Origin of the sequence: Nocardioides ferulae, assembly GCF_003660455.1 — a bacterium.
Lineage (GTDB): Bacteria > Actinomycetota > Actinomycetes > Propionibacteriales > Nocardioidaceae > Nocardioides > Nocardioides ferulae.
This window is the reverse complement of record NZ_QZVR01000001.1, coordinates 367,670-382,434: the sequence shown is the minus strand read 5'-3', so window position 1 is coordinate 382,434 and position 14,765 is coordinate 367,670. Positions and strand designations below refer to the sequence as shown.

Genomic DNA, 14,765 nt, shown 5'->3' with positions numbered 1-14,765 from the left:
GGGCCTGCCCGTGACGCAGCCACCGGCCGTCCCCTACGTCGACCAGCACGCGGGACCCAAGCGGGTGCTCGAGCTGGTCTGTCGACGCGGCCTGATGTCCGGCGCCGGCGTCGAGGTCTCCATCGACGGGCGGGCCTACCCGATGCCGTGGGGCACGACGCGCTTCGAGGTGCCCGCCGACCGGCCGGTGAGCGTCGGCGTCAGGCAGACGATCCGTGGCGGGGCGGGGCAGGCGCACAAGGTGCTGGCCCCACAGGAGCCTCCGGTGCTGGAGTACCGCGGTCCGGCCCACCTCTCCCAGCCGGGTGACCTGGGCGCCCCGGGGACGACCCGGAGCCGGGGCCTGGGTTGCCAGATCGCGCTGCTGGTCGTGCTCGCCTTCCTGCTGCTCCTGCTGGTCGGCATCGGCTTCGTCCTCTTCATGCGCTAGCCCACCGGCCGCTCCGGCGGCGTTGAGCGCGCGTGACAACCGACGGCGGCTACCAGCCGCGGGTGCCGGGCGCGCCCTTGAACGGGCCGGTGACCCAGCTGGTGATCCAGCCGCCGTAGAAGTCGCCCTCCTGGGCCTGCACCGTCTCGTCTTCGACCGTGCACCGGTCCATCCGCCCGGGGTAGAAGGCGACGTGAGCGACGAGCGCCTCGAAGCCGGCCGTGGGCTCCGGATAGTGCCAGGCCGCCCGTGGGAGCACCCGTCCGTCCGGCGCGACGACGTCGAAGTACGCCGCCGCCCCCTTGAACTCGCACCACGTCGCGCCGGGCACCGCGCGCAACAGGCCGGCCGCCACGTCCGCGCGCGGCACGTAGTAGACCGGCGGGTGGCTGGTCTCCAGCACCCGCAGCGAGCGCCGGGTGTCGACGACGATCTCACCGCCGAGCTCGATCACCACGTGCTCACTCGACGGCAGCACGACTGGAGGCCGGGGGTAGTCCCAGACCGACTCGGTGCCGGTGCGCTCGGCCTCGTCGTTCACCGGTCCATCATTGCTCGCACCGCGGCACGCGACTCTCGACGCCGTGGCCGGGGGACTTCGATGTCGTCGCGGCACACCGCCCAGGATGGCGCCCGCACTTTTCATCGAGCCGGTCTTCAATCGTCCTCGTGCGGGTCCTTCGGGACCCACTGGTTTCCGCTGCCCGCCAGCGTCGGCACCGAAGTCCCCGCTGGGTTCTGACGCCTGATGCAGCGGCCCGCCGACCGTTCTCCAGGACTCGCAGTCGTGACGAGCCCCGAACGACGCCCGACCAGAAGTGCACAGCCATTCCGCCGTGCGGCGTGGTTCCTCGAGGGATCGGACGGTTCAGCGCCGCACCAGCCGTCCGCGTATGGCGGCTCGGGGGGTGTAGGGGCGGCTCCAGGAGCGGCTGTCGCTGGAGCGGTCCCGGTTGTCGCCGAGGACGAGGAAGTGCCCGAGCGGCACGTCGTACGCACCGCGGAACATCGATTGGCTTGCGTAGAGCTCCGGCAGGGGCCGGCCGTCGATGCTCACACGGCCTGCGTCGAAGGTGATCTTCTCGCCAGGCAGCCCGACGACTCGCTTGACGACGAGTTGGTCCGGGTCGACCGGGGAGTCCAGGACGACAAGGTCACCCCGGCCGACTGCGTGAGCCGGTCGGAGCGATCTCGTGAGCACGAGCTGACCGTCGGTAAGGGTGGGCGCCATTGAGTCCGAGCGCACCCGTGTGAGCCACCACATCAGTGCGCGTGGGCGTACTGGTGGTCGTGGTCGTGGCCTTCGGCGTACTTGAAGAACGAGACGTACGCCTCCATGTACTCCCGCGCGGCAGCCAGGTCGTCGACGGCGAAGCCCTTGAGCGCCACCGCACGGTCGAACCTGCGCTCCAACTCGTCCCACCGCTCGTCATCCACGAGCCCGCGCAGCGGGTCGATGCGGCCCAGCGACAGCGCCTCGTCGGCGGCGACGACCTGCGGGGGCACGTCCGCGCCGGTGGGCTTGATACCGTCGAAACTGGCGCCCTCGCCGGCGCGATGGACCCGGATCAGGACGTCGAGGAAGTAGCGGTCGGCCACATCGCGTGCCTCCGGCGACAGATCACGTACGGCGACAGCGCGAGTGAACGCGGCCCGCACGTCCTCCTCTTCGTCCTGGTGGACCCACTTGAGAGCGATGTTGACGTTGCCGGTCTCCAGGGCACGACGGCCGTCGGTGACCGCGGGACCGTCCTCGGTGTCGCAGTGGGCGGACGCGGTGCGGACGAGCAAGCGGAGCAGCTTGGCGATGTTCATGGTTCCTCCTCGATCAGTGGTAGTTCGAAGGTAGGAGGAGGACCGCCGCGCCGCCTTGACGTGCGTCAAGCGCCGCGAGCACGCAGGTCGAGTCCGACTGGATCCCGAATGTCGACGTCCATACCGCGCACCCGGATGAGGCCCTCGTGCTCGAAGGCTTTGAGTCGCCGACTGACGGTCTCGGGCGAGGTTCCGAGGAAGGTCGCGATGTCCTTCTTTGCCATCGGCAGGTGCGCTGTCGCGGCGCCACGAGCGCGCCCAGTGGTGGGGCAGTCCAGGAGGTAGGCCGCCAGTCGCGCGCCCACGTCGGCGAGGGTCCTGGCCGTGAGCATCCGCTCAGCGGAATGCAGCCGGAGCGCCAGTGACCGCAACAGGGCGATCCCGACGCTCGGGAACTCTCTGACGATGGTCTCCAGCGCAGCCGGCTCGAAGACGCACATCCGCGCATCCTCCAGGGCAACCACGTCGTTCTCGGGCCGCTCGCCGGTGATGAGCCACGTCTCCCCACCCACCTCGCCCGGGCCGAGGACCTGCAAGGTCGTGCTCCTGCCGTCAGGGGTCGTGCGAGAGAGCTTCACCATCCCCGAGTGCACCACGAACAGGGGCGCCCGCCGCGCCCCGGCCCGGACGAAAGTCTCGCCGACTCCCACGGTCACCGGGCGGGCGAGGGTCGCCACATCTGCCTGCTGCTCCCGCGTCAGCCCCGCGAAGAGCGGGACCAACGACACGCAGGGCTCATCTGCCGACGACTGACCGTGGGCCATAACCCCAGTATCGCGTTCAGCCGGTCGGACTAGGGCCCGGCTGTCAATGGGGCGCTGATCTCGTATGCCCGCTTGGGCTAGGTCCAGTCGGACGTCCTCGACTCCTGCTGTGCGGTCACATCGCCCATCAGCAGGCGCCGAAGCACTCACGGTGCGTGACCGCCACCATTGGGCGGGCGCGACGAAGGGTCGCGAAGATGGCCTCCGGGTGGCAAGCCATGCGGACGCGGAATGGGGCGGAGTGGCAGGTCGAATCATCTGCGGAGTCGGGTGAAGGTGACGGTGCCGTCGGGTGCCCAGGCCTGGTCGTAGTCGCGGCCGTGGGCGCGGTGGTGGTGCCAGGGGCAGAGGAGGGCTCCGTCGGCGAGGTCGGTGTTGCCGCCTTGGGCCCAGGGGTTCTTGTGGTGGGCTTCGCACCAGGCGGCGGGGACGGTGCAGCCGCGTGCTTGGCATTGGTGGTGGACCAGGCCCATCGCGATCCGCTGCGGGCCGGTGAAGAGCCGCTGGCTGCGGCCCAGGTCGAGGACCTGGGACTCGCCGTCCAGCACTGCGGGCAGGAGGCTGTGTTCGCAGGCAAGGCGGCGGAGCTGGCTGATGGAGATCTGGTCGCCGGTCGACAAGCCCGCGGCGCCGAGGTCGTGACGCAGTTTGTCGTGGTCGATGGCGGCGACGATCTTGACCGGGGTCCGGCCTTGGGTGGGGAGCCTGTCGGTGGGGATGTGCTCCACGAGGGCGCAGAAGGCGAGCCCCAGCAGCTGGTCGTGGGGGATCCGTTCGCCGGTGTCGGGGTCGAGCCGGGGTAGTCCGTCGACGACTTCGGCGTGGTTGTCGCGGCGGGGGCTGGTGTGGGCGTGCAGCGCGCTCTTGAAGATCGCGGCGATGGCGTCGGGGATGTCGGCGACGATGCGTGTGCGGCCGTCACCGAGGGGCTTGAACACCAGCCGGGTCTTGGCTCGCGCGTGGCGTTCTTCGTCTTCGAGGCGTTTGCGTTCTTCGTCGTCGGCGACCTCGGGGGCGACGACCTCGAGGATCCGGCGGCCCAGGATCCGCAGGTCGCGGGGGTTGTGGAAGCCGGCCAACCTGACCAGCTCGGCCTCCGCGGCCCCGATGACCTCGGCGCCCAGCCGCCGCGGTAGTTCGTCGAGGGCTCGGGCGATCACGGTGACCTGGTTGCGGTTCACGCCACCGGTGGCCCAGGCGGCGGCCAGGGTGGGGTACTTGCGGTCGAGGGTCTTGGCGAGCTTCTCCTCGGCCGCGCAGCAGGCGGCCTCGTCGCGGGTCTCGACCGCCAGCCAGGAGGCCACCGACCGGGCGCCGCGGTCCTCGGCGAGGTCACCGGAGGCGGCGATGACGCGGGCCTTGAGGGCACCGAGTTGTTCGTGGGCGCGGTGGAGGTCGAGGAGGAGGTTGGCTTTGGTGTCGACGGGCAGCCAGGTGGGGTCGAGGTCGACGACGTCGGCCAGCGCCTGGGTGATCGCGGTGGCGCATGCCCGGAGCGGATGCTCCCGGGTGCTGGTTGTCGTCATGGCACTACGTTAGAGGCGACCACCGACAGCCGGGTTCGAACAGGTGTGCGCCTGTGGACGATGTTGTGTGGTCGTCGAATGTGCACAACAGGGGCGCAATGCGGGGGTCTCGGCAAGCTCGACCACCGGGCCGGCTCGACCACCGCGGACGGCCGGGTCTCGGCAGGCTCAACCACCGGGGGCGCTCGACCACCGAGTCTCGGCAGGCTCGACCACCGGGGCCGCTCGACCACCGGGTCTCGGCAGGCTCGACCACCGGGCCGGCTCGACCAGCGGAGGGCTCAGTTGCCGCCGGACGCCTCGCGCAGCAGCTCCTCGAACGGCGTGGGCTCGGCGAACTCCTGCTCGGTGGTACGCCGGGGGCGCACCGCCGCGGGCTGCTCGCCGCGACCGGCGGCCGGGCCGACGACCAGTGCGGCCAGCTCGGCGGCCGCGCGCGCGATCCGCTCCCCCAGCCCGCCGTCGCCGCCCGCGCCGAAGTCGTCGGTGGCGGCGAAGACGCCGGTCGGCAGCACGACCGCGTGGAGGTAGGAGAACAGCGGCCGCAGCGCGTGGTCGAGCACCAGCGAGTGCCGGGCGGTGCCGGCCGTCGCGGCGACCAGAACCGGCGTGCCCTCGAGCGCGCCCGGCTCGAGCACGTCGAAGAACGTCTTGAACAGGCCGCTGTACGAGGCCGAGAAGACCGGCGTCACCGCCACCACCGCGTCGGCGCGGCGGACGGCGTCGAGCACCTCGTCGAGCTCCAGCGGTGCGAAGCCGGTGAGCAGGTGGTCGGTGAGCTGGTGCGCCAGGTCGCGCAGCTCGACGAGCCGCACCTCGACCTGCTCACCACGGGCGTCGAACGCCTCGACGACCGCAGCCGAGAGCCGGTCGGCCAGCAGCCGAGTCGACGACGGGACACTCAGCCCGGCCGAGACCACCACGACCTGCCGGGTCACGCGGTCACCTCGGCGTCCTCGGCCCGGTGGCCGGTCGCGGCGTCGGCGGGGGCGTAGACGGTGGAGTCCACGGCGCCGCCGGCGGCGGCCGCGAGCGAGCCGTGCGTCGGGGCGTCCGGCACGTGCGCCGGCCGGCCCTCGGCGAACCCCGCCCGCATCGCGGGCAGGATCTCTCCGAGCAGGTCGAGCTGCTCCAGCACGGTCTTCAGGGGCAGGCCCGCGTGGTCGATCAGGAACAGCTGGCGCTGGTAGTGGCCGACGTAGTCGCGGAACGACAGCGTGCGCTCGAGCACCTGCTGCGGCGACCCGACGGTCAGTGGCGTGGCCTCGGTGAAGTCCTCGAGCGACGGGCCGTGCCCGTAGACCGGGGCGTTGTCGAAGTAGGGCCGGAACTCGTTCCAGGCGTCCTGGCTGTTGCGCCGCATGAAGAACTGCCCGCCCAGGCCGACGATCGCGGTGTCGGCCGGGCCGTGGCCGTAGTGCTCGAACCGGCGCCGGTAGAGCTCGACCATCTGCTGGGTGTGCGAGGCCGGCCAGAAGATGTGGTTGTGGAAGAACCCGTCGCCGTAGTACGCCGCCTGTTCGGCGATCTCGGGGCTGCGGATCGAGCCGTGCCAGACGAACGGCGGTACGCCGTCGAGCGGACGCGGCGTCGAGGTGTAGCCCTGCAGCGGCGTGCGGAACCGGCCCTGCCAGTCGACGACGTCCTCGCGCCAGAGGCGGTGCAGCAGCGCGTAGTTCTCGATGGCCAAGTTGATGCCCTGACGGATGTCCTTGCCGAACCAGGGGTAGACCGGACCGGTGTTGCCGCGGCCCATCATCAGGTCGACGCGGCCGTCGGTGAGGTGCTGGATCTTGGCGTAGTCCTCGGCGATCAGCACCGGGTCGGTGGTGGTGATCAGCGTGGTGGCCGTGGAGAGGATGATCCGCTCGGTCTGCGCGCCGATGTAGGCCAGCGTCGCGGTCGGGTTGGACGAGATGAACGGCGGGTTGTGGTGCTCCCCGGTGGCGAACACGTCGAGCCCGACCTCTTCGGCCTTCTTGGCGATCGCGACCGTGGCCTTGATCCGCTCGTGCTCGGTCGGCGTCCGCCCGGTGGTGGGGTCGGTGGTGACGTCGCCGACGCTGAAGATGCCGATCTGCATGGCGGGCTCTCCCTCTCTGGTCTCTGCTCACTGCCTCGGCCCCTGCCTGGGCCGGACACCGACAGAACCGGACCATGGTCCGGATTATTCCGGACCCGCCGGCACGAAGTCTGACAGCATGCGCCCCGTGACCCGACGCCCCGCATCCCGGCAGGTGCCCTGGCTGGTGCCCGCCCTCGTGCTGCTGCTCACGGTCGGCCAGCTGCTGGTCGCCGAGTACGTGCCTGGCATCGACCGCTTCGCCGACAAGGCGTTCGGCGCCCGGCTGATCGCCTACCCGTTGCTGATGCTGACCGCGCCGACCTGCTGGTGGCTGGCCAACCGGCGCCGGCCCCGTCGCGACGCTCCCCCGTGGGGTGCGTTCGCCCTGGTCATGGCGCCGTTCCTCGTCGACGTGACCGGCAACAGCCTCGACCTCTACGACGCGGTCGTCTGGTGGGACGACCTCAACCACTTCGCCAACTGGGCGCTGCTCTGCGCCGGCCTCGGCCTGCTGCTCGGCACGAGGGTGCGGCCCGACTGGGCCCTGGTCACGCTCGTGACAGGACTGGGGGCCGTCCTCGCCATCGGCTGGGAGCTGGGCGAGTGGTTCACGTTCATCCGGCACGGGACCGAACTCGACACCGCCTACGAAGACACCCTCGCCGACGAGGCGCTGGGCACACTCGGCGCGCTGGCGGCCGGCCTGGTCGTGGCCTCGCTCCGACGGCGTACGCCGGCGCCGGAGGACCCGGCCGCCGCGGGCGTCAGCGCACCGGCCTCGCGGTGACGACCACGTTGCTGAGGTAGCGGCTGCCGTCCCAGTCCTCGCAGGTGATCAGCACCAACCGGCCGGCCACGTCCTGGCTGAACAACCGCTCGGCGTGCCGGGCGAGCCCGCCCTTGGTGTAGATCTCCACCCGGCGTACGACGTAGGGCACCGTGCCGGCATCGGTGCGCACCGAGACACGCTCGCCGCTGCGCAGCGTCTCCAGGTCGTCGAGGGCACCGTCACCGTCGTGCACCGTGTGACCGGTGACCAGCACGCTGCCGCGTCGCTCCCCGGGCCGGGCCCCGTCGGCCCACCAGCCCAGCCGCATCGGGTCGGCCGGTGGGACCAGGGTCCGGTCGGGAGCCCTCACCGGCAGGATCGGCGCGTCGACCCCCAGAGCGGGGATGCGTACGCGCTCCGGAGCCCCGGGCACCCGGGGAGCCCGGACCGGCTTCGCGGTGGTGCCGACCGTCGGCTTCGTCGCCATCCCCGCGGGCCTGCCTGCTCCCCCGTCGGCGCTGCGGGCCGCGCCGTCGGGCGCCTGTGCGACCCAGACCGCGCCGCTGGCGAGCACCGCCGCAAGCGCCACGGCGGCCACCGACCGGAGTCGACGGCCGCCGTGCGCCTGCGCGGTGGGGTCAGACACGGTTGCGGCGCAGCCCCAGCGCGAGCGCGAGCGCCGCGAGGAGGCCGAGACCCAGGGCCATCAGGCTCATCGGGGAGCCCATGTCGCCGAGGAGCGAGCCGTCGTCCCCGGCGTCCACCGCCGTCGGGACCGCGACCTCGTCGACCCCGGCCGCCTGAGTGGAGGCATCCTCGGCCTCATCCTCAGCGTCGGCCTGCGTGCCCAGGACCTCGGCGCTCTGACTGCTGGCCGACCCGCCCTGACCCGCCTGGGGCTCGACGCCCGGCTCCAGCTCGGCACCGGGCTCGTCCGCCGGCGCGGAGGTCTCGCACGGCTCGACCCAGAAGACCTTGCTCTTGGTGTCGTTGCCCAGCGAACGCGGAGTGCTCACCACCAGCTTCACGTGGTAGCCCTGCTTGGGGTGCGGCTCGCCGTCGAAGGTCAGCGTGTAGGCCTCGCGGCCGTCGAGGTCGGTGCCCCCGCCCGCCGCGTCGCCGCCCACGGGCACGCTGGTCTCGCCGGCCACGGTGAGCCCGACGTCGGAGGTGGGCGCGTGCGGGGTGAACGACACCGTGGAGACCACGTCGTCGCCTTCGTCGAAGCCGTACCACTCGACCTGGAAGGTGCAGCCAGGGTGCGGCACGTTGTTCGGGATCGAGTCGAGGTCGCCGAGCCCGGCGATCTTCACGCTGCCGTTGTTGCCGGGAGGCGAGCCCTGCGGCGCGCCCGGTGCGGGGTTGCCCTGGCCGGGGTTCGGGTTGCCGGGGTTCGGGTTCCCCTGACCCGGGTTCGGGCTCCCCTGGCCCGGGTTCGGGCTCCCCTGGCCGGGGTTCGGGTTCCCCTGACCGGGCTTCGGGCCGCCGGGGTTCGGGTCCCCCTGCCCGGGGTTCGGGCTCCCCTGGCCCGGGTTCGGGTTCCCTTGACCGGGCTTGTCGGGCTTGCCCTGGCCGGGGTTGTCCGGCTTCCCAGGCTTGTCGGGCTTCCCCTCCCCGGGGTTCGGGTTGCCCTGGCTCGGGTGCGGCTTCCCGTCGCCGGGCTTGCCGTGACCCTGGCCCGGGTCGGCGAGCGCGGGGCCGGCAGCGAGGGCCAGCCCGGTCAGGGCGGCTGCGGCGGAGGTCGCAAGGGCGCGCTTCAGCGACGTGTGAGACATCTCGTGTACTCCCAAGGATCGGCCGGGATCACCGGCGGTCGGCTGCTCGTGTCCAGGTGGTGCGCCAGGAGGACCTGGCCGTCCCGGCCCAACGACCCTCGGACCCCCGTCGAGAGCCACCGCCGAGCACGGGACTCACTGCACAACGCCGCTGACCTGGGAAGGTCACAGAACCGCACGACTGTCTAGTAGTGGACTAGACCTTTCGGGAAAGTTTTGCCTGTGGCAGGTTTAGACGAGCCCGAGAACGGCCACGATTCTCGGCCCCGTCAGCGCTCCTCGGGAGTGAAGTCCTCCGGCGGCAGCTCGGCCTCCAGGTCGGCGCCGTAGTGCTCCACCGCGGGGTCGCGATGGAGACCTCCGCTCATGGCGTACTCCTCCTCCGGCGAGAGCACCAGGTGGTGCCGCCCGACGACGGCGAACAGCAGCAGCCCCACGGCGTACACCACAGCGATCGCGACCACCGCCGGCCGATAGGTCTCGTTGAGCAGCACGCCCACGAACGTGACCGCGGCGATCACCCCGGCGACCACCGCCCCCGCCACCCCGGTCGGGCTGCGGTAGGGCCGCAGCGCGTTGGGGAACTTCTGCCGGAGCAGCACGAACGAGACCATCTGCAGCATGTAGGCGATCACCGCGCCCCACACGGCGATGTTCAGCACGATGTCGCCGGCCGAGCCGCCGACCTGGTCGACCAGGATCAGCGCGACGAAGCCGATCACCGCACCCGCCACCAGGGAGACCCAGGGCGTCTGCCGGGATCCGGTGAGCGACAGGAACTTCGGGTAGTAGCCGGCCCGGGAGAGCGAGTACATGTTGCGGCCGTAGGCGAACATGATGCCCTGGAGGCTGGCGAGCAGGCCGACCAGCGCGAACGCCGACAGCACCGCCGCCCAGTCGTCGGAGAGGAACGAGCGGAAGCCGTCCAGCAGCGGCTCGTCCGCGGCACCGAGCGCCGCGGAGCCGGTCACCGCCGGGTTCAGGAACAGCACCAGCGCCGCGCACGCGACCAGGGTGAGCAGGCCGATGATCCCGGCCCGGGGGATGTCCTTGGCCGGGTCGTGCGCCTCCTCCGCCGCCAGCGGCAGCTCCTCGATGCCCAGGAAGAACCACATCGCGAACGGCAGCGCGTAGAGGACGCCCTCCCACCCGAACGGCAGGAAGTCGCTGTTGCCGGCCTCGGGCTCGATGTCGAGCAGGTTGCCGAAGTCGATCGCGCCGTTGGCCACCGCCAGCACCGCGAAGAGGGCGAGGATCGCCACCGACAGTGACGCCACGACGATCGCGAACTTGAACGACAGCTCGGCGCCCAGCGAGTTGAGCCCGACGAACGCGACGTACAGCACCAGCCACCAGACCCACATGCTGCCCGAGAGGTCGAGGCCGACCAGCTCGTCGGTGACGGCGTTGGCGTAGCCGGCCGAGAAGTAGACGATCACCCCGGTGGTGAAGACGTACTCGATGGTCTCCGCGAGGCCCGTCACGAAGCCGCCCCACGGCCCCATCGAGGCCCGGGCGAACGAGTAGGCCCCGCCGGTGTGCGGCATCGCGGCCGACATCTCGCCGATCGAGAACAGCATCCCGAAGTACATGACCACGATGACGCCGGTGGCGATCAGCAGGCCACCCCAGCCGGCCTCGCCGATCCCGAAGTTCCAGCCCGAGAAGTCGCCGGAGATGACGGCGCCGACGCCGATCCCCCACAGCCCCCAGAACCCGGCGGCCCGCTTGAGCTGCCGCTTGTCGAAGTAGCCCTCCACGGCGTGGGAGTACGTCGCCCCGCCTCCGGGCCGCCGCCCCGCCGTCCTCGCCGTCGTCTCGTCAGCCACGCTGGCCTCCAGGTGCTCGTCCCCGGCCTCGAGCCGGGTCCTCCGGTCCTGGCGAGCGAACGTAGACCCGCGAAGATCACCGTGTCGATACCTCTGTGTGAATCCCCGGGAAATTGGTCTGAACTCAGGCCATTGGCGCGGCCGGACCGTTGACAGCCGACGACCTGGCTCCACAGGATGAGCCGGGTGAGCGCGTCACCCTCCGAGGCCGCAGGTCTCGACCTCCCCGAAGCGGTGCTCCGACCCGTGCGCGGGCACCACGCCTTCGAGGCCTGCGTGGAACAGCTCGCGGTGGCGATCCGGCTCGGGGTCTACCCCCGCGGCTCGACACTGCCGCCCGAGCGGGCCCTCGCCGCACAGCTGCGCGTCTCCCGGGCCACGCTGCGCGAAGCGATGGCGGCCCTGCGCCAGGCCGGGCTGGTCGAGACCCGGCGGGGGCGCGGCGGCGGCACCGTGGTCACCCTCAAGCCGCGTACGCCGTCGGCCCGGGCGGCAGCGCGCGTCTCACCGCAGCGGCGGGCGGAGTGGCTCGACGCGCTCGAGTTCCGCAGGATCGTCGAGCCCGGCGGAGCCTGGCTGGCCGCCGAGACCGACCTCGGCCCCGAGCGCCGCGAGCAGCTGGAGCGGGCCCTCGCCGACGTCACCGCCGCCCGGCGGCCCGCCGAGCACCGCCAGGCCGACTCGCGCTTCCACCTGACGGTCGCGGCGCTCTCCGGGTCGGCGCGGGTGGTGGAGGCGGTCACCTCGGTCCAGGCCACGTTGCACGAGATGCTGCTGGCCATCCCGGTGCTCGACGCCAACATCGCCCACTCCGACCGGCAGCACGCCTCGCTGGTGCGGGCCCTGCTCGCCGGCCGGCCCGACCAGGCCCGCACCGTGATGGAGCAGCACTGCGACGACACCGCGGCACTCCTGCGCGGCCTGGTCGCCTGAGGAGGAGCCGACACATGGAGCTGCGCAACAAGCGCCACCTGACGATGGGCCAGCTGGTCAACGACATCGAGACCGGCTCGATCGACACCGTCGTGCTGGCGTTCACCGACATGCAGGGCCGGCTCCAGGGCAAGCGCCTGCACGGCCGCTACTTCGTCGACCACGTGCTCGAGCACGGCGCCGAGGGCTGCAACTACCTGCTCGCCGTCGACGTCGACATGAACACGGTCGCCGGCTACGACATCTCATCGTGGGAGACCGGCTACGGCGACATGGAATTCGTGCTCGACCACCGCACCATCCGGCTGCTGACCCATCTGCCCGCCACCGCGATGGTGCAGTGCGACCTGGTCTGGCTCGACCACTCCCCCGTGCGGCAGTCCCCGCGCACCGTGCTGCAGGGCCAGCTCGCCCGGCTCGCCGACCACGACTGGGTCGCGATGGCGGGCACCGAGCTGGAGTTCATCGCCTTCGAGGACACCTACGAGGACGCCTGGCGCCGCGGCTACCGCGAGCTCGAGCCGGTCAACCAGTACAACGTCGACTACTCGATCCTCGGCACCACCCGCATCGAGCCGCTGCTGCGCGCGATCCGCAACCACATGTACGCCGCCGGGCTCGACGTCGAGGGCGCCAAGGGCGAGTGCAACCCGGGGCAGCACGAGGTCGGGTTCCTCTACGCCGACGCCCTGACGACGGCCGACAACCACGCGGTCTACAAGACCGCCGCCAAGGAGATCGCCGCCCAGCAGGGCAAGTCGATCACGTTCCTGGCCAAGTACAACGAGCGCGAGGGCAGCAGCTGCCACATCCACCTCTCGCTGCGCGGCCGCGACGGCTCGCTGGTCTTCTGGGACGCCGAGCGGGGTGAGCGCACCGCCCTCTACGACCACTTCGTGGCGGGGGTGCTCGCGACCGCGGCCGACTTCACGCTGCTCTACGCACCCAACGTCAACTCCTACAAGCGCTTCGCCGAGGGGTCTTTCGCCCCCACCGCCATCGCCTGGGGACAGGACAACCGCACCTGCGCGGTGCGGCTGGTCGGGTCCGGCTCCGCAGCCCGGATGGAGAACCGGCTGCCCGGCGCCGACGTGAACCCCTACCTCGCGCTGGCGGCGATGGTCGCCGGCGGCCTGCACGGCATCGAGCAGGAGCTGGCGCTGCCCGACGAGCTGGTCGGCAACGCCTACGCCTCCGAGGCGCCGCGGGTCCCGACCACGCTGGCCGCCGCCCGGGAGGCGTTCACCGCCTCCGCGGTGGCCCGCGCCGCGCTGGGCGACGACGTAGTCGACCACTACGTGAACATGGCCGACGTCGAGCTGGCGGCGTTCAACTCCGCGGTGACCGACTGGGAGCTGAGACGGGGGTTCGAGCGGATGTGACCGCCCCCGACCCCGTAGCCGAGAGGACCCGATGACCGACACGTTCACCGTCGTCAACCCCGCGACCGCCCGGCCGCTGACCGAGGTGCCCGCCACGACGCTGGCGCAGACCGACGCGGCCATCGAGCGGGCGGCGGCCGCCTTCCCCGCCTGGCGGGCCGTCTCCCCGGGCGACCGGGCGAGCCTGCTGCGGCGCATCGCCGCGGTCGTCGACGCCCACGTCGACGAGCTCGCCGAGCTCGAGGTGCGCAACGCCGGCCACACCTGGGGCAACGCCCGGTGGGAGGCCGGCAACGTCCGCGACTGCCTCAACTACTACGCCGGCGCACCCGAGCGCCTCTTCGGCCGCCAGATCCCCGTGCCGGGCGGCACCGATCTCACCTTCCACGAGCCGCTCGGCGTGGTCGGGGTGATCGTGCCGTGGAACTTCCCGATGCCGATCGCCGGGTGGGGCTTCGCCCCCGCGCTGGCCGCGGGCAACACGGTCGTGCTCAAGCCCGCGGAGCTCACCCCGCTCACCGCGCTCCGGCTGGCCGAGCTCGCACTCGAGGCCGGGATCCCCGAGGGCGTGCTGACCGTGCTGCCCGGCCAGGGCGCCGTGGTCGGCGAGCGGTTCGTCACCCACCCGCTGGTCCGCAAGGTGTGCTTCACCGGCTCCACGGCGGTCGGCAAGCAGGTGATGGCCGGCTGCGCCGAGCAGGTCAAGCGGGTCACCCTCGAGCTGGGCGGCAAGAGCGCCAACATCGTCTTCGCCGACGCCGACCTCGCCGCGGCCGCCGCCGCTGCGCCGGCCGCGGTCTTCGACAACGCCGGCCAGGACTGCTGCGCGCGCTCGCGCATCCTCGTCGAGCGCTCGGCGTACGACGAGTTCCTGGCGCTGCTCGAGCCGGCCGTGCGGGCGCTGCGGGTGCTGGACCCCGAGGACGAGACCAGCGAGATGGGCCCGCTCATCTCGGCGCGACAGCAGCGCAGGGTGCAGGGGTACGTCGAAGGGGCGCGGGTGGCGTTCACCGGCACGGCCCCCGAGGGTGCCGGTTTCTGGGTGCCGCCGACCGTGGTGACCTGCGACGACCCGGGCGAGACGATCTGGCGCGAGGAGGTGTTCGGGCCGGTGGTGGCGGTGATGCCGTTCGACGACGAGGCCGACGCCGTGGCGTTGGCCAACGACACCGACTACGGGCTGTCCGGGTCGATCTACACCGGCGACGTCGGCCGCGCGCTGCGGGTCGCCCGGGCGGTCGAGGCCGGCAACCTCAGCGTCAACTCCCACGCCTCGGTGCGCTACTGGACGCCGTTCGGCGGCTACAAGCAGTCGGGGCTGGGCCGTGAGCTCGGGCCCGACGCCCCGATGGCGTTCACCGAGGAGAAGAACGTGTTCATCGCGCACTGACCCACCGACCGCAGCCCGAGCCCGGTGGATCGGGCCCGCTGCGACCGGTGGTCGAGCTTGCCGAGACCCACGAGAGGAAGAGATCCG

General features: G+C 71.9%; 14 protein-coding genes and 1 pseudogene. 5 read left to right on the top strand and 10 right to left on the bottom strand.

The features are described from left to right. The first annotated feature begins 10 nt into the window (after positions 1-10). Positions 11-430 carry a hypothetical protein gene (locus D6B71_RS01860; protein ID WP_121251413.1) on the top strand — a complete coding sequence of 140 codons (420 nt, stop codon included), beginning with the start codon at positions 11-13 and terminating at the stop codon, positions 428-430. A gap of 49 nt (positions 431-479) precedes the next feature. Here D6B71_RS01860 and D6B71_RS01855 read toward each other — a convergent pair whose 3' ends face one another. The 7 genes from D6B71_RS01855 to D6B71_RS01825 form a co-directional block, all read right to left on the bottom strand. Further along, a complete protein-coding gene (locus D6B71_RS01855; protein ID WP_240640939.1) occupies positions 480-971 on the bottom strand; it encodes a DUF427 domain-containing protein in 492 nt (163 codons plus the stop codon). 327 nt (positions 972-1,298) lie between these two features. Next, positions 1,299-1,694: a signal peptidase I gene (gene lepB, locus D6B71_RS01850; RefSeq protein ID WP_121251411.1), complete on the bottom strand. Its 396-nt coding sequence runs from the start codon at positions 1,692-1,694 to the stop codon at positions 1,299-1,301. Next, positions 1,694-2,245: a DUF6448 family protein gene (locus D6B71_RS01845; protein ID WP_121251409.1), complete on the bottom strand. Its 552-nt coding sequence runs from the start codon at positions 2,243-2,245 to the stop codon at positions 1,694-1,696. Before D6B71_RS01845 ends, lepB begins: the two co-directional genes overlap by 1 nt. Before the next feature lie 65 nt (positions 2,246-2,310). Then, entirely contained in the window at positions 2,311-2,973 is a 663-nt protein-coding gene (locus D6B71_RS01840) for a Crp/Fnr family transcriptional regulator (RefSeq protein WP_206051501.1), read from the bottom strand. Between the two features lie 290 nt (positions 2,974-3,263). Next, positions 3,264-4,535, bottom strand: a complete 1,272-nt coding sequence (locus D6B71_RS01835; protein WP_121251405.1) for an HNH endonuclease signature motif containing protein — start codon at positions 4,533-4,535, stop codon at positions 3,264-3,266. Between the two features lie 281 nt (positions 4,536-4,816). After that, positions 4,817-5,473 (bottom strand): CE1759 family FMN reductase, encoded by a 657-nt coding sequence (locus D6B71_RS01830; protein WP_121251403.1) that lies wholly within the window; start codon positions 5,471-5,473, stop codon positions 4,817-4,819. Further along, positions 5,470-6,618 carry an LLM class flavin-dependent oxidoreductase gene (locus D6B71_RS01825; RefSeq protein WP_121251401.1) on the bottom strand — a complete coding sequence of 383 codons (1,149 nt, stop codon included), beginning with the start codon at positions 6,616-6,618 and terminating at the stop codon, positions 5,470-5,472. Before D6B71_RS01825 ends, D6B71_RS01830 begins: the two co-directional genes overlap by 4 nt. 127 nt (positions 6,619-6,745) lie before the next feature. On the opposite strand from D6B71_RS01825, the gene D6B71_RS01820 reads away from it, so the two are divergent. Further along, positions 6,746-7,387, top strand: a complete 642-nt coding sequence (locus D6B71_RS01820; RefSeq protein ID WP_206051500.1) for a DUF2238 domain-containing protein — start codon at positions 6,746-6,748, stop codon at positions 7,385-7,387. A 43-nt stretch (positions 7,388-7,430) separates the two neighbouring features. On the opposite strand, the pseudogene D6B71_RS01815 reads toward D6B71_RS01820, so the two are convergent. From D6B71_RS01815 to D6B71_RS01805, 3 genes and pseudogenes are all read right to left on the bottom strand, one after another. Then, positions 7,431-7,856: pseudogene (locus D6B71_RS01815) on the bottom strand (class F sortase); the annotation flags it as partial. 151 nt (positions 7,857-8,007) lie between these two features. Further along, positions 8,008-9,144: a hypothetical protein gene (locus D6B71_RS01810; RefSeq protein ID WP_121251397.1), complete on the bottom strand. Its 1,137-nt coding sequence runs from the start codon at positions 9,142-9,144 to the stop codon at positions 8,008-8,010. 269 nt (positions 9,145-9,413) lie between these two features. Next, positions 9,414-10,973 (bottom strand): amino acid permease, encoded by a 1,560-nt coding sequence (locus D6B71_RS01805; protein ID WP_121251395.1) that lies wholly within the window; start codon positions 10,971-10,973, stop codon positions 9,414-9,416. Between the two features lie 186 nt (positions 10,974-11,159). Between D6B71_RS01805 and D6B71_RS01800 the strand changes: the two genes are divergently transcribed. From D6B71_RS01800 to D6B71_RS01790, 3 genes are read left to right on the top strand one after another with little or no spacing between them, the layout of a single operon-like run. After that, positions 11,160-11,906, top strand: coding sequence for a FadR/GntR family transcriptional regulator (locus D6B71_RS01800; RefSeq protein WP_240640933.1), 747 nt, complete (start codon positions 11,160-11,162; stop codon positions 11,904-11,906). A gap of 14 nt (positions 11,907-11,920) precedes the next feature. Beyond that, a complete protein-coding gene (locus tag D6B71_RS01795) occupies positions 11,921-13,288 on the top strand; it encodes a glutamine synthetase family protein (RefSeq protein ID WP_121251391.1) in 1,368 nt (455 codons plus the stop codon). 31 nt (positions 13,289-13,319) lie between these two features. After that, positions 13,320-14,678 carry an aldehyde dehydrogenase family protein gene (locus D6B71_RS01790; RefSeq protein ID WP_121251389.1) on the top strand — a complete coding sequence of 453 codons (1,359 nt, stop codon included), beginning with the start codon at positions 13,320-13,322 and terminating at the stop codon, positions 14,676-14,678. The last annotated feature ends 87 nt before the right edge of the window (positions 14,679-14,765 follow it).